The organism is Streptomyces sp. STAM6, assembly GCF_054963715.1.
On record NZ_JBUEFZ010000023.1, the window covers coordinates 63010 to 77157 of the forward strand.

At 71.3% G+C, this 14148-nt stretch carries 12 protein-coding genes; 2 read left to right on the forward strand and 10 right to left on the reverse strand.

Features of this window, described 5'->3' with window-relative positions; genetic code table 11:
- Nucleotides 1-3 precede the first annotated feature (3 nt).
- The 8 genes from kdpB to ACY34K_RS23825 form a co-directional block, all read right to left on the reverse strand.
- Complete coding sequence (kdpB, locus tag ACY34K_RS23790; RefSeq protein WP_462750400.1) at nucleotides 4-2142, reverse strand: potassium-transporting ATPase subunit KdpB; 2139 nt, start codon at nucleotides 2140-2142, stop codon at nucleotides 4-6.
- Nucleotides 2139-3803: a potassium-transporting ATPase subunit KdpA gene (gene kdpA, locus ACY34K_RS23795; protein WP_462750402.1), complete on the reverse strand. Its 1665-nt coding sequence runs from the start codon at nucleotides 3801-3803 to the stop codon at nucleotides 2139-2141. The genes kdpB and kdpA overlap by 4 nt, the downstream gene beginning before the upstream one ends.
- A 7-nt stretch (nucleotides 3804-3810) precedes the next feature.
- Nucleotides 3811-3900 (reverse strand): K(+)-transporting ATPase subunit F, encoded by a 90-nt coding sequence (gene kdpF, locus ACY34K_RS23800; protein ID WP_462750404.1) that lies wholly within the window; start codon nucleotides 3898-3900, stop codon nucleotides 3811-3813.
- 278 nt (nucleotides 3901-4178) lie between these two features.
- Nucleotides 4179-5522: a diaminopimelate decarboxylase gene (gene lysA, locus ACY34K_RS23805; protein WP_462750406.1), complete on the reverse strand. Its 1344-nt coding sequence runs from the start codon at nucleotides 5520-5522 to the stop codon at nucleotides 4179-4181.
- Complete coding sequence (locus ACY34K_RS23810) at nucleotides 5519-5983, reverse strand: SAV_915 family protein (RefSeq protein ID WP_462750408.1); 465 nt, start codon at nucleotides 5981-5983, stop codon at nucleotides 5519-5521. Before ACY34K_RS23810 ends, lysA begins: the two co-directional genes overlap by 4 nt.
- Nucleotides 5984-6287: 304 nt before the next feature.
- Entirely contained in the window at nucleotides 6288-6473 is a 186-nt protein-coding gene (locus ACY34K_RS23815) for a DUF2795 domain-containing protein (RefSeq protein WP_462750410.1), read from the reverse strand.
- A gap of 87 nt (nucleotides 6474-6560) precedes the next feature.
- Entirely contained in the window at nucleotides 6561-8912 is a 2352-nt protein-coding gene (locus tag ACY34K_RS23820) for a phosphoketolase family protein (RefSeq protein ID WP_462750412.1), read from the reverse strand.
- 20 nt (nucleotides 8913-8932) lie between these two features.
- Nucleotides 8933-9532 (reverse strand): flavodoxin family protein, encoded by a 600-nt coding sequence (locus tag ACY34K_RS23825; RefSeq protein WP_462750414.1) that lies wholly within the window; start codon nucleotides 9530-9532, stop codon nucleotides 8933-8935.
- A gap of 124 nt (nucleotides 9533-9656) precedes the next feature.
- Between ACY34K_RS23825 and ACY34K_RS23830 the strand changes: the two genes are divergently transcribed.
- Nucleotides 9657-9833, forward strand: coding sequence for a VOC family protein (locus tag ACY34K_RS23830; protein ID WP_462750416.1), 177 nt, complete (start codon nucleotides 9657-9659; stop codon nucleotides 9831-9833).
- A gap of 92 nt (nucleotides 9834-9925) precedes the next feature.
- Here ACY34K_RS23830 and ACY34K_RS23835 read toward each other — a convergent pair whose 3' ends face one another.
- Nucleotides 9926-11647, reverse strand: coding sequence for a lysyl oxidase family protein (locus tag ACY34K_RS23835; RefSeq protein WP_462750418.1), 1722 nt, complete (start codon nucleotides 11645-11647; stop codon nucleotides 9926-9928).
- Between the two features lie 321 nt (nucleotides 11648-11968).
- On the opposite strand from ACY34K_RS23835, the gene ACY34K_RS23840 reads away from it, so the two are divergent.
- Entirely contained in the window at nucleotides 11969-12313 is a 345-nt protein-coding gene (locus tag ACY34K_RS23840) for an aldehyde dehydrogenase family protein (RefSeq protein WP_462750420.1), read from the forward strand.
- Nucleotides 12314-12641: 328 nt separating this feature from the next.
- Here the strand turns inward: ACY34K_RS23840 and ACY34K_RS23845 are convergent, their stop codons facing one another.
- Complete coding sequence (locus tag ACY34K_RS23845) at nucleotides 12642-14003, reverse strand: M64 family metallopeptidase (protein WP_462750422.1); 1362 nt, start codon at nucleotides 14001-14003, stop codon at nucleotides 12642-12644.
- Nucleotides 14004-14148: the final 145 nt, after the last annotated feature.

Sequence of the window (14148 nt, forward strand, 5' to 3'; positions counted from 1 at the left end):
TCGTCACCCGATGCCAGGGAGGAGGGAGAGGAGGAGGTCGATGAGCTTGATGCCGATGAACGGGGCGATCAGACCGCCGAGCCCGTAGATCGTCAGATTGCGGCGGAGCATCCGGTCGGCGCTCGACGGCCGGTACCGGACGCCCTTGAGGGCGAGGGGCACCAGCGCGACGATGACCAGCGCGTTGAAGATCACGGCCGACAGGATCGCGGACCCGGGCGAGGCCAGGTTCATGATGTTGAGCTTGTCCAGGCCGGGGTGGGCGACGGCGAACATCGCGGGGATGACGGCGAAGTACTTCGCCACGTCGTTGGCGATCGAGAAGGTGGTCAGCGCGCCGCGGGTGATGAGGAGTTGCTTGCCGATCTCGACGATCTCGATCAGCTTGGTCGGGTTGGAGTCGAGGTCGACCATGTTCCCGGCCTCCTTGGCGGCCGAGGTACCGGTGTTCATGGCCACACCGACGTCGGCCTGGGCGAGGGCGGGGGCGTCGTTCGTGCCGTCGCCGGTCATCGCGACGAGCTTGCCGCCGGCCTGTTCCCGCTTGATCAGCGCCATCTTGTCCTCGGGCGTGGCCTCGGCGAGGAAGTCGTCGACACCGGCCTCGTCCGCGATGGCCCTGGCCGTCAGCGGATTGTCACCGGTGATCATGACGGTTTTGATGCCCATGCGGCGCAGCTCATCGAACCGCTCCCGCATGCCCTCCTTGACGACGTCCTTGAGGTGGACGACACCCAGGACCCGCGCGCCCCGGTCGTCGGCCACGGCCACCAGCAGCGGCGTGCCGCCGGCCTCGGCGATCCGGTCCGTGAGCGCCTGCGCGTCCTCGCCGACACGGCCGCCCCGTTCCCTCACCCAGGCGACGACCGAACCGGTCGCGCCCTTGCGGATCTCGCGTCCGCCGGCGTCCACACCCGACATACGGGTCTGGGCGGTGAAGGCGATCCACTCGGCGTCCGCCAGTTCGCCCCGGTGACGCTCGCGCAGGCCGTACTTCTCCTTGGCCAGCACGACGACGGAACGGCCCTCGGGGGTCTCGTCGGCGAGTGAGGAGAGCTGTGCGGCGTCGGCGACTTCGGCGGCGGTGGTGCCGGGCACGGGTACGAACTCCGCGGCCTGCCGGTTGCCGAGGGTGATGGTGCCGGTCTTGTCGAGGAGCAGGGTGGACACATCCCCGGCGGCTTCCACCGCCCGGCCGGACATGGCGAGGACGTTGCGCTGGACGAGCCGGTCCATGCCCGCGATGCCGATGGCGGAGAGCAGCGCCCCGATGGTGGTGGGGATCAGGCAGACCAGCAGCGCGATCAGCACGATCATGGTCTGCGGCGCGCCCGCGTGGACCGCGAACGGCTGCAGGGTGACGACCGCCAGCAGGAAGACGACGGTCAGCGAGGCGAGCAGGATGTTGAGCGCGATCTCGTTGGGCGTCTTCTGCCGGGCGGAACCCTCGACCAGGTTGATCATCCGGTCGATGAACGTCTCACCCGGCTCGGTCGTGATCCTGACGACGATCCGGTCGGAGAGCACTTTCGTACCGCCGGTGACCGCGGACCGGTCCCCGCCGGACTCGCGGATCACCGGCGCGGATTCGCCCGTGACGGCGGACTCGTCGACGGACGCGACGCCCTCGACGACGTCCCCGTCACCGGGGATGACATCACCGGCCTCACAGACCACCAGGTCGCCGATGCGCAGTCCGGTGCCGGGCACCCGCTCCTCGGTCCCTTCCGTGATCCGCCGTGCCACCGTGTCGCTCTTGGCCTTGCGCAGGGTGTCCGCCTGGGCCTTGCCGCGGCCCTCGGCGACCGCCTCCGCGAGGTTGGCGAAGACGACGGTGAGCCACAGCCACGCCGCGATCGTCCAGCCGAACCGGTCACCGGGATCGGCGAGGGCGAACACGGTCGTCAGTACGGAGCCGATCTCGACGACGAACATGACGGGCGACTTGACCATCACCCGGGGGTCGAGCTTGCGGAACGCGTCCGGCAGCGCCTTCACGAGCTGTCCGGGGTCGAACAGGCCTCCTCCGGCCCGTCCGCCGCCGGGCCCCCGGCCGGTGGGGGCGTCGCGGTGCGGCGCGCGGTTCGCGGTGCGCGTGGCGGTGGGCACGGGGTTCCTCTGCTTCGTCACTTCGGTGGTCATGACGCCAGTCCTTCGGCGAGCGGGCCCAGCGCCAGGGCCGGGAAGTAGGTCAGACCCGTGATGATCGTGATGGAGCCGACCAGCAGGCCTGTGAAAAGGGGCTTTTCGGTGCGCAGGGTGCCCGCGGTCCTCGGAACGGGTGTCTGTCCGGCGAGCGAGCCGGCCAGGGCCAGGACGAACACCATGGGCACGAACCGCCCGAGCAGCATCGCCAGGCCGAGCGTGGTGTTGAACCACTGTGTGTCTGCGTTCAGACCGGCGAAGGCGGAGCCGTTGTTGTTGGCTCCGGAGGTGTAGGCGTAGAGGATTTCGGAGAAGCCGTGGGCGCCGGAGTTGGTCATGGAGTTCGGCGGGGTGGGCAGGGCCGTGGCGGCGGCGGTGAAGCCGAGCACCAGAGCCGGGGTGACGAGGATGTAGCAGGCGGCGAACTTGATCTCGCGGGCGCCGATCTTCTTGCCCAGGTACTCGGGTGTACGGCCGACCATGAGGCCGGCGATGAACACCGCGACGACCGCCATGATCAGCATGCCGTAGAGGCCGGAGCCGACGCCGCCCGGCGCGATCTCGCCCAGCTGCATGCCCAGCATGGTGATGCCGCCGCCGAAGCCGGTGAAGGAGGAGTGGAAGGAGTTGACCGCGCCGGTGGACGTCAGGGTGGTCGCCACGGCGAAGAGGGAGGAGCCGCCGATCCCGAAGCGGGTCTCCTTGCCCTCCGTCGCTCCGCCGGCGAGGTCGAACGCCGGGCCGCCGTGGTGGAACTCGGTCCACATCATCAGCCCGGTGAAGAGCAGCCAGATGGCGGCCATGGTGCCGAGGATCGCGTGGCCCTGCTTGATGCTGCCGACCATCCGCCCGAAGGTGCGGGTGAGGGCGAAGGGGATGACGAGGATCAGGAAGATCTCGAAGAGGTTGGAGAAGGGGGTGGGGTTCTCGAAGGGATGGGCGGAGTTGGCGTTGAAGTAGCCGCCTCCATTGGTGCCCAGTTCCTTGATGACCTCCTGGGAGGCCACCGCGCCGCCGTTCCACTGCTGGGTGCCGCCCGTGAACTGCCCGACCTCGTGGATGCCTGAGAAGTTCTGGATGACACCGCAGGAGACCAGGACGAGTGCTCCGATCACCGAGATCGGCAGCAGGATCCGCACCACACCGCGGACCAGGTCGGCCCAGAAGTTGCCGAGCTCGCCGGTGCGCGACCCGGCGAAGCCGCGTACGAGCGCCACGGCCACGGCCATGCCGACGGCGGCGGAGACGAAGTTCTGCACGGCGAGGCCACCGGTCTGCACGAGGTGGCCCATGGCCTGCTCGCCGGAGTACGACTGCCAGTTGGTGTTGGCGACGAAGGACGCGGCGGTGTTGAACGCCTGGTCCGGGTCGATGGAAGCGAAGCCGAGCGAGCCGGGCAGCGAGCCCTGGAGCCGCTGGAGGGCGTAGAGGAAGAGGACACCCGCCAGCGAGAAGGCGAGGACCCCGCGCAGGTAGGCGGGCCAGCGCATCCCCACGGTGGGATCGGCGCCGATGGCCCGGTGGATCCACCGCTCCACCCGCAGATGGTTCTCGGAGGAGTAGACCCTGGCCATGTACTCGCCGAGGGGGCGGTGCACGAGGCCGAGGGCGGTGATCAGTGCGAGGAGCTGGAGCACACCAGCGAGGACGGGACTCATGCCGGGCTCAGAACCTCTCCGGCTTGAGGAGGGCGAGGACGAGATAGCCCAGCAGGGAGACGGCCACGATCAGGCCGACGATGTTCTCGGCGGTCACAGCTTCGTCACCCCCTTGGCGATGAGGGCCACCAGCGCGAACACGGCGAGAGTGACGACGACGAAGGCCACGTCGGCCATCGTGAGCTCCTGGAATGACGTGCGGATTGTCGGACTGAACGAGGAAATCGCCTCTCGGCCGTCCCCCGGCCCGCGTTGACGACCCCCTGACGACCCTCCGTGCCGTCTTGACGCATCTCCTACGCGACCGCGGGACCTGCGCCTTCGCACGACGGAGGGGCCCGGAATCGACCCGGGCCCCTCCGTCGTGCGACGCGGTCAGAGACCGACGTCCCTGCCGCGGATGTCCTCCAGCGACTCTCGCCGTACGAGCAGCCTGGCACCGCCGTCGGCGACCGCGATCACCGGTGGTCGGCCGACGAGGTTGTAGCCGGAAGCCATGGACAGGTGGTAGGCGCCGGCGACCGGCACGGCGAGCAGATCCCCGGCGTGGATGTCGCCGGGCAGCTCGGCGCCGGCCGCGAGCACGTCGCCGGCCTCGCAGTGCCGCCCCACGACGTCGGCCCTGAGGGGCGCGGCGGTCGACGGGCGGCCGACGAGACGTGGCGCGTAGCGCACGCCGTACAGCGCGGGCCTTGGGTTGTCGCTCATGCCCCCGTCCACGGCGACGAAGGTGCGCTCGCCGGTGCGTTTGACGGCCAGCACGCGGTAGAGCGCCACCCCGGCGGGGCCGACGACCGCGCGCCCGGGTTCGATGAGCAGGCGGGGTACCGGAAGGTGCGCGGCGGTGCAGCTCTCCAGGAGTTCACCGCGCAGGGTACGGGCCAGGGTGGGGATGTCGAGGGCCGGTTCGCCCGGACGGTAGGCGATGCCGTGTCCGCCGCCCAGATCCAGTTCGGGCAGGACGACGCCGTGGCTGTCGCGGAGCCGGGCCATCAGCCCCACCATCCGCCGCACCGCCGTCACGTACGGTTTGACCGAGGTGATCTGCGAGCCGATGTGGCAGTGCAGGCCGGTCAGTTCGAGACCGGGCTGGCCGAGGACGCGGACGAGGGCGTGCTGGGCGTATCCGTCGGTGATCGTCAGGCCGAATTTCTGGTCCGGTGTCCCGGTGCGGATCTTCTCGTGCCCGCCCGCCGTGACACCGGGGACCACCCGGATCATCACCTTCTGATGCCCGTCGGGACCGACGGCGGCGGCGAGCCGGGCGATCTCCGACGGACTGTCGATGACGATGCGCCCGACGCCGAGGCGGAGGGCGGTGGCGATGTCGCGGGGGGACTTGGCGTTGCCGTGCAGCACGATGTTCTCGGGCGGGAACCCGGCGGTGACGGCGAGTTCCAGCTCGCCCGCCGAACAGACGTCGAGGCCGAGCCCCTCTTCGTCCACCCAGTGCGCCATCGCCCGGCAGAGGAACGCCTTGGCGGCGTAGAGGACTTCGGCCTCGGGGAAGGCGTTGCGGTAGACGCGGCAGCGGGCGCGGACGTCGTCCTCGTCGAGGACGTAGACCGGCGTGTCGAACCGGTCGGCGATCTCGTCCAGCGCGACGCCGCCCACCGCGAGGCCGCCGTGCGGGAGGCGGGTGGTGGTGGCGGGCCAGACGGCGAGGTCGTCGTCACCGGGTGCGGCCGGGGGGACGGCCGGCAGGTCCAGCGTGGTCACGGGCGGTCCTTCCGGCCGGTCGACAGGGCGAGTGCGGCGACGGCGGCCACCGCCGTGGTGAGCCGTACGGCCCCGGGCCGTTGTTGCCCGTCCCGGGGGCCCGGGGAACGCGGGGGTAGGGCCGCGGGGGCGGTGGGGGGAATGAGGCCGGCGGAGGCGGTGGCAGGGGTGTATGCGGCCGGGGCGGAGAACCGCGGGTCGACCGTGACGCTGATGACGCCCAGTGGTGCGGTGAGCGAGTTCAGGGCGTGCCCGGCGAGCCTGATCCAGGGCTGGTCGAGGCCGAGCGCGGCGGTCAGCCGGTGCTCGGTGGTGAAGCCGACGGCGGTCCGGCCTCCGGTTGGTGTGCGGAACAGGCGTAACGCGAACCCTCGACGTCCCGGCCGGACGGGTACGTAGAGCGGTCCGGCCGGGCCGGGTTCTGAGGGCTCCGGGTCTTCACCGCACAGGAGTTCGATCATGGGTTCCTCCTGGAGGATCCACGGGATGCGGGGCCCCGGCCGCGGGGAGGCGATCGGGGCGTGGCTGTCGAAGGTATGCCCGCCCCGCACGGCGCTCTCTGTCCCCTGACGCGACACTGACGGGATCCCGGCGCCCGTTGACGGCATGCTGACGCCGTGTCCCGGGCCGCCGGCACATGCGCCGGCGGCGGTGCGGGCCCGCCTCGGGCCGCACCGCCGCCGACTCCCTCCCGCTCCTTCCCCCGCCCCGGTGCCCGTGACGTGAGGGGACGGCCGGGGGCAGTGCGCGGGTCCGGGGCGCTTCTTAGTCCTTGACCTCCTTGTTGACGGCCGCCGGGGAGTCGTAGTCCTTCTCCGGCATCGCCTTCAGCGCGTCCATGATCTTCTTGTCGGCGCCGTGCTTCTCCGCCTGCTTCACGATGTCCGACTTGGAGGCGGGGTAGTGCACACCGCCCAGGGCCTTCTGCATCTCAATGGGGTTGACTGCCATGCGGCAGCCCTACCCCGGGGGCCGGATCCCCCGGTCGCGCGGGCCGCCGATACGACCCGATCAGGGCATGGGTGGCGGCCGAGCGGCTCACGGATGCCACCTCCAGTCGGTGATCTCGGGCGGGTCGATGCCCGTACGGCGCAGTTCGGCGCGCAGTCGGTCGCGGTGGTGGGCGTAGGCGGTGGCGAGGTCCCCGGTGACCGCCGAGCGGCCGCGGAGGTGGCGGAGCGCGGTGATGGCGAGGTCGTGGCGGGACACGCCGTTGCTCGCGAGCAGGTCGTACGGAGTGGTGGTGGTGCCCTCCTCGACATAACCGCGCACGTGGAAGCGTTCGGGGCCGGGCCGGCCGTGCAGGAGTTGGTGAACCGCCGCGGGGTAGCCGTGGAAGTCGAACACCACGGGTGTGTCCGCTCCGAACAGGTCACGGAAGTCGCTTTCGGACATGCCGTGGGGGTGCCGGTCCGGCGGCGCGAGCGCGCAGAGGTCCACGACGTTGACGACGCGGATGCGGGCGTCGGGCAGGTCGGTGCGGAGCAGTTGGGCGGCTGCGAGGGTCTCGACCGTGGGGATGCCTCCCGAGCAGGCGAGGACGAGTTCGGGGTCGGCGCCGTCGTGGGTGGACGCCCAGGGCCAGACGGACGCGCCTGCCTCGCAGTGCCGGCGGGCGTCGTCGAGGCCGAGCCACTGGGCTGCCGTGTGTTTGCCCGCCACGACGAGGTTGATCCTGCCGGTGTCGGCGAGCAGGCGCTCCATGGTCACCAGCAGGGTGTTGGCGTCCGGGGGCAGGTAGACGCCGGTGACGGTGTTCTTCTTGGTGAGGAGGTTGTTGATGAAGCCGGGGCCCTGATGGCTGTAGCCGTTGTGTTCCTGGCGCCAGCCCTCGCTCGTCAGCAGATACGTCAGGCTGCTGACCGGGGTGCGCCAGTCGACCTCGCGGGACATCTTCAGCCACTTGGCGTACTGGTTGAGCATGCTGTCCACGACCGAGGCGAACGCCTCGTACGTCGGGAAGAGGCCGTGGCGGCCGGTCTGCAGGTATCCCTGCAGCCAGCCCTGGCAGTTGTGCTCCGACAGGACCTCCATGACGCGCCCGTCGGGGGCGAGGTCCTCGGCGTACTCGTCCACGGGCCACACGAAGGCGCGGCCGGTCGCGCCGAGGACGCTGTCGAGCCGGTTGGAGGCGAGTTCGTCCGGGGACACGATGCGGAAGTCGCGACTGCCCCGCGTCCGGTGCATGATCTCCGTCAGCCAGGCCGCGAGGACCCGGTTCGGACTCGCCGCCGAGGTACCGGGTCCGGCCTGTACGTCCACGGCGTACGGCTCGAGCGGGGGGAGGTCCAGCGGACGGCGCAGCCGGCCGCCGTCGCCCGCGGGCTGCATGCCGATGCGCCGTTCGCCCCGCGGACAGACGGCGAGCACGTCGGGCCGGGGCCGGCCTTCGTCGTCGAAGAGTTCGCCGGGCTCGTAGGAGCGGAGCCAGTCCTCCAGCGCCTTCAGCTGTTCGGGGTCGTGGTGCACCCCGTCGAGCGGCACCTGGTGCGCGTGGAACGTCCCCTCGATGCGCCTGCCCCCGACTGCCGCGGGGGCGCCCTGGCCCTTGAGACTGCGCAGCACGATCATCGGCCAGGCCGGCCGTTCGGGTGCCTCGCCTCCGCGGGCGCGGGCCTGGATGCCGGTGATGGCGGCATGGGCGTCGAGCACGGCGTCCGCCAGGGCGTCGCCGTGGCCGGCCCGCGGGTCGGTCATGTCCACGATGCGGGGCGCCCAGCCGTGGCCGCGGAACAGCGCCGTCAGTTCCTCGTCGGACATGGCGGCGAACAGCGTCGGCGAGGAGATCTTGTAGCCGTTGAGGTGGAGGAACGGAAGCACCGCCCCGCTCGTGGCGGGGTCGAGGAACTTCGTCGAGTGCCAGGCCGCGGCGGTCGGTCCCGTCTCTGCCTCGCCGTCTCCGACGATGCACGCCACGAGGCGTTCCGGAGCGTCCAGGGCGGCGCCGAACGCGGTGGACAGGGCGTAGCCGAGCTCGCCGCCCTCGTGGAGGGTGCCGGGCAGGGCGGGTGAGAGGTGGCTGGGGAAGCCGTCGGGCGCGCAGTACCGGCGGGCCAGTTCGCGCAGTCCCGAGCCGTCTCTGGACAGGGCCGGGTCGTAGTGCTCGTGGGTGCCCTCGAGCCACAGGTTCGCGTGGTTGGCGGGGGCGCCGTGCCCGGGTCCGGTGACCAGGAGGACATCGGCGTCACGCTCGCGGACGAGTGTGTTGAGGGCGGCGTACACCATGGTGATGCCGGGGCACGAGCCCCAGTGCCCGAGCAGCCTCGGTTTGAGGTGTTCGGGCCGCAGCGGCTCCCGCAGCAGCACATTGTCCTGGAGGAAGATCAGTACGGCGGCCACGTAGTCGGCGGCCCGCCGGTAGACGCGCGTTCCGTCGCGCTCATCGCCCATGGATCGTCGTCCGCCTTCGCTCAGCTGGGGGGTGCGCCCAGCGGGTTCGCCGCCAGGGCCGTGCCGTGGAGATTGGCCGCCATGGCACGGCCCGTCTTGTGGGACCAGTCGTGGCCCCGTTCGTCGTCGAGGTAGTCCGGGCCCGCCCCCGGCCCGAGGTGCCAGTACGTCCACGCCTGGCCGGGGACGGTGTGGCCGATGTCGCCGAGGGCGCCCGAGATCTCGCTGATGACGTGGTGGGCGCCGTCCTCGTTGCCGGTGACGACGACGCCCGCGACCCGGTCGTAGGCCACGGGCCGGCCGTCGTCGTCCGTCTCGGAGAGCATCGCGTCCATCCGTTCCAGCACGCGCTGGGCGACGGAGGAAGGCCGGCCCAGCCAGGTCGGTGAGGCCATCACCAGGATCTGCGACTCCAGCAGCATGCGGTGGACGTCGGGCCACTCGTCCCCCGGCCCCGCGTCGCTGGTGACGCCGGGCTTGATGTCCAGGTCGACCGCACGCACGAAGTCGGTCTCCACGCCGTACGCCTCGAGCTGACGGGCGACGACCTGGGCCAGTGCGTGGGTGTTGGAGGGTTCCGGGGACTTCTTGAGCGTGCAGTTGATCACCAGTGCCTTCATGCGGGGACCGGTACCCGCTCGTCGCGAAGACAAGGCCCCGCCCCGGGTCCGTCCGGGTGAACCGGAACCCCATACGAGCCCTCCCCAAGGACACCCCCGGCCGCTCGCCCCGTCGGACGCCCGGGTGCTGGGCGCGTTCGGCATGTCCTACCTCGCCGTGGACGACGTCGACGCCTACGTCGAGCGCATCCGGCCGCTCGTCAGCGTCACCAAGGAGGTGACGCACGAGGGCCGGCGGATCCTCTACTTCACCGACCCGAACGGCTGCGTGATCGGCGTCAACCAGAAGCAGACGTGGTGAAAGCCGTCCGGGCGGACCGGAAACCGGTCCGCCCGGACAGGGGGACGCCCAGGCCCGGGATGCTCGGCCCCCGGGGGTGACAGCCGATCGGGTCAGTTGCCGGCGACCAGGTCGTGCGGCGGCACGGTCACCGTGCGCGCGCCGGGCTTGCCACCCAGGACGATCTTCCGCAGCGCGCTGTTGTTGGTCAGGTCCGTCTCCTTGAGCCGCTTCTCGGGGTTGGCAAGGACCTGGATGTAGTACGTGCCGTTCGGCACCTTGGTGATGTCGAAGGACTGTCCCGGCAGGTCCTGGGTGTAGGTGTCGCCGGACCCGACGTCGAGGACCTCCCGGACGGAGATGGAGTTCTCCTGACCGCATGCCGTGGACAGGTCGGTGTTGTCCGGCTGCCAGTTCGCGTTCTTCACCGTGTAGTCGACCGCGTCGGTGTTGGCCAGGCAGAACGCCTCCTTGCCGCTGCGCACCGCCTCCTTCTGGTCGGCCTTGAGGAGCCGGTAGCTGGCGAAGTCGGTGAAGTGCCAGTGCTCGTGGCCCGGACGCGGGTCCCACTCCATGGTGCCGGTCGGGGTGTGGCCGACCTGCTTGCCCTTGCTGTCGTAGAAGTACTGGTAGGCGTCCATCTTCGCCTTGCCTGGCGTGCGGAAGCCGTCGACGACGAGCTGGGCGGGGCCGGCGTTCCACACATTGGCGCTGAAGGCCAGGTAGTCCTTGCCCGGCGAGGTGCCGTCGCCCCGGTTGACGTTGATGCCGTAGGCCGGCAGCGAACGCAGGTCGGGCTTGGGGACGTCCGGCACGCTCGGCTTGCCCGTCGGCCGCTGCGCGTGGGGCTTGACGGCGGGCGCCTTGCGGGAGCCGTCCGTCTGCCCTGTCCCGTCACCGATGCGCGCCGCCTTCAGACCGGCTCTCCTGACGGCCCACGGCAGGGCGGGCGGTGCGGGCGTGTAGGGACCGTGCCCGACGTTGTACGAGGGACCCGCGCCGCTCGTCGCCGCGGCGGGGGGCAGCGCCGGCGCGGATCCGGGTGCGGGGACGGCCGCCGCCCCGTGACCGGAGTGCCCTGCCGCGTGGGACCCGTGCCCCCGCGCCGCGGACGCCTCGGCGCTCCGCCCCTCCTCGCTGCGCTCGCGCACCGTCACCTTGATCGTCTGGGGCTTGTCCGCGATGCCGAACAGATCGCGGTAGCGCTTGTTGACCGACACCTTGGCGGTGTAGGTGCCCGGCTTGAGTACCACCGGATCGGAGTAGTAGCCGGCGTAGGTGTTGGAGGCCCAGCCGCCCTCGACGCCCCACACGGACCCGAGCGTGAACGGGTTGACGGGGCAGCTCTGCGGATACTTCGACGTGGCCGGGGCGTCGGGGCGCACCCGGCCGGAGGCGTTGTTGGGGCAGAACGGCTCCGCCTTGTCCAGCACCGTCCTGCCGGCCGCGTCGGTGAGCTTGATCTGCGCGAAGTCCGGCAGCCCGGAGAAGTCCTTCAGCAGCCCCTTCGGCAGGGGCTTGCTCACGGTCTTCTTCCCCTCACGGACGATCTGGGTGCCGACGATCGGGTCCTTGTAGGACTTGCGGGTCACCCTGATCTCGAAGGGCGCCTTCTCGGCGGTGACATAGGTGCCGAGGTCCAGGTAGACGCCGGGCGACTCCTTCCAGGAGTCGAGCGTCACGGTCGTGGAGGCGGCGATCAGACTGAGCTGTGGGGTGGTCGCGGTCTTCGTGCCGGTGTCGGGCGAAGCCGCGACGACGCCGAAGGTGACGGCGGCCGCCGCGCCGACGGCGATCGCCGAGCGCCAGGTGCGGGTCGGGGGAGGTGTGGTCATCGATCCTCGTTCCGAGTGCCAGGTACGGGTGCGTGCCAAGTGCCAAGTGCCGGGTACTGGGTGGGACGGTGGGTGAGCGGTGGGCTTCCCGCCGTTGAGAGGGGGCGGACGGCACCGTGGTTGTCTGTGCGGCCGCACGCCACTGATCGTTGACCGAAAACAGGTCGCAGCGGCCGGATCGGGGCGGTTTACGTTCACCCGTCGTGCCGCCGGATCTCCCGGGAAGTCGCCCGCACCTCCCCGCGCTGTCGATCAGCGCCTTACGATGCGCGTGCGATGCGCGTGCCGCGCACAGGGGGTGCCCGTCACATCCTCACCGGGGTGGGGGATCGAGGGCGCGCCCCGCTCCTCGACCGGGCCTTCGTCGACCACGCCTTCGCGTATGGTCGCGTTCACGGGCAGCGGCGGCGCGGCCGGGACGTGGCGGCCCGGGCCTGGACGCGACGGGTCGGCCTGGACCTGGGCGGCAACGCACCGGCCCTGGTGCTGCCCGACGCCCCGGCGGACACGTCTGGTTCGCCGGCCGAGGCGGCCACGGACAACGGGGGCCAGAGCTGTGCCGCTCCGGCCCGGGTCATCACGCGGACGGAGAACTACGAGGACACGGTCGAGGGGCCGGCCGCGGCGACGCGCTCCCGGTCGGCGGGCGTGACTTCGGTCCGCTGAACAGCCCTGACCGGCTGGAGCGGTACGACGGGCTCGTTCTCCTCGCCGCCGGCCGGACGGGCCGGGGGCTTGGCGACCGCCCCAGGCCCTGGCGGAGAGTGTCCGGACGGCCGGTCTGCCCCTTGGCCTCGCCCGGGTGTCCCGTCTCGACGCGGGAGAGGCCTGGCTCAACTGTCAAGAGACCTGGCTCAACTGCCGTCCGGTGCAGACGGCGGAGCTCCGCACGGGGGCCGGCGGGCATCCGGGCGCGGCACCGACCTGGGCACGCCGGCACTGCAGGAGTACCAGCGGCCCAGGACGGTCACGGTGCGGCTGGGGCGGGACCGGTTCAGAGCCTGACGGTCCAGCCGACGGTGGACCGCAGCGTCGCCGCGATCCGCGGGTCGCGCACCGACGGGGTGCGGTCCTCGACGGTGACGGACAGCCTGTGCGCGCGCAGGTCGAGCAGGAGGAGCGACAGCTCGGCCACACCGACCCGGGTGCGCCCGGCGAACCGCTTCAGCTCCTTGCCGTCGAGGTACCAGCGGGTCTTCAGCTGCCGCCCGTCCGGGCCGGTCAGCCGCGGCACGGCGACTTTGGCGGCCTCGTGCAGCCGGAGGGTCCGGCCGGTCGGGGTGAGGGCGGTGACGGGCTCGGCGTGCCGGTAGAAGCCGGCGATCATCGCCTCGACGCCGGGCAGGTTGAACGGCTTGCCGAGGGACCGCATCAGCGAGTCGTCCGTGGGCCTGCCCAGGCCGGTGACGTAGTAGCCGCCGCCCTCGTAGGCTCCGACGGTGCCGCCGTCGGGGGACGCCTCGCCCAGCCAGCGATACCACTTGGCCTGCCGGGCGGCCATGTCCCCGGCGGTCAGCGTGGAGATGTTCACATCGGCGGGCTCGGGGCCGGTGTAGCGCTCGTAGCCCGGGTAGTCGGGGTAGAAGTACTCGTCGGCCAGCTTGCCCAGCGAGTGGCCGGTCTCGTGGATCGCGACCTCACCGGACTTCTCGTTGCCCGCCGACGCGGTCGAGATGCCCTCGTATCCGAGGGTGGCGCTGGGCTCGTTGTATCCGGCGCCGCCGTATTTGGCGCTGTTGGCGAGGACGATCACAAGGTCGGCCTCGGGGGCCTTCGCCACGTATCCGTCGACCTTGTCCTGGTCGACGCAGAGCAGCCGCTCGATGCCGTCGCACCAGAAGTACGAGCCGAGGGCGGTGTCGCGGACGGTGTCGCGGTCCGGATCGCCGGATACGCCGGACTGGTTCGACACGGCGTCGACCGCCCACACGTTGAACAGGTTCCGGTACGTCGTGTACGGCTCGACGGCCGTGACCTTGGCCCACATTTCCCCGGCGTCCGTGCGGAAGCGGTCGAGCTCCGCGGCGGTGTAGCCGTCGCCGACGATGACGACGTCGAGCCGGTCCGGCGCGGGGCCGTTCCCGACGAGCCGGGTGACGTCGCCGTCGGCGGCCCGCTCGCTCTCCGAGAGCCGCGCCTGCGGCAGCCCCCGGCCGGCCTGGGGGACGTGCGTGTGGCCCGAGCCGGCGACCGCGCCGTGCTCGGGGCCGGGTATCTCCACCGGCACTTCGGTGGAGCGGGGGGCCGGCGCCCCGGTGCCGGCCGCGCTGCCGGGCGCGGCCGTGAGGATGACGGCGACGGCGGTGGCGGTGGCCACCCCGGCCGCCGCCCTGGCTCTGCGCAATGCTGGACGCACGGAATCCCCTTCACGGCAAGGAAGTTAAGCAACTCGGTAAATGAGATGAACGACGTGATTAAGTTAGGGGGAGGTACACGGACGCGCAATGTTCCGTGCGGTCCCAACGTCCGGCGCGTTAGCCTCCGTTGACGCGAGCAAGGGG

Coding starts and splice junctions, on each gene's coding strand:
- ACY34K_RS23815 (WP_462750410.1), bottom strand. CDS start 6,473: ATGGCAGTCAACCCCATTGAGATGCAGAAGGCCCTGGGCGGTGTGCAC.
- ACY34K_RS23810 (WP_462750408.1), bottom strand. CDS start 5,983: ATGATCGAACTCCTGTGCGGTGAAGACCCGGAGCCCTCAGAACCCGGC.
- ACY34K_RS23835 (WP_462750418.1), bottom strand. CDS start 11,647: ATGACCACACCTCCCCCGACCCGCACCTGGCGCTCGGCGATCGCCGTC.
- ACY34K_RS23820 (WP_462750412.1), bottom strand. CDS start 8,912: ATGGGCGATGAGCGCGACGGAACGCGCGTCTACCGGCGGGCCGCCGAC.
- kdpA (WP_462750402.1), bottom strand. CDS start 3,803: ATGAGTCCCGTCCTCGCTGGTGTGCTCCAGCTCCTCGCACTGATCACC.
- ACY34K_RS23825 (WP_462750414.1), bottom strand. CDS start 9,532: ATGAAGGCACTGGTGATCAACTGCACGCTCAAGAAGTCCCCGGAACCC.
- kdpB (WP_462750400.1), bottom strand. CDS start 2,142: ATGACCACCGAAGTGACGAAGCAGAGGAACCCCGTGCCCACCGCCACG.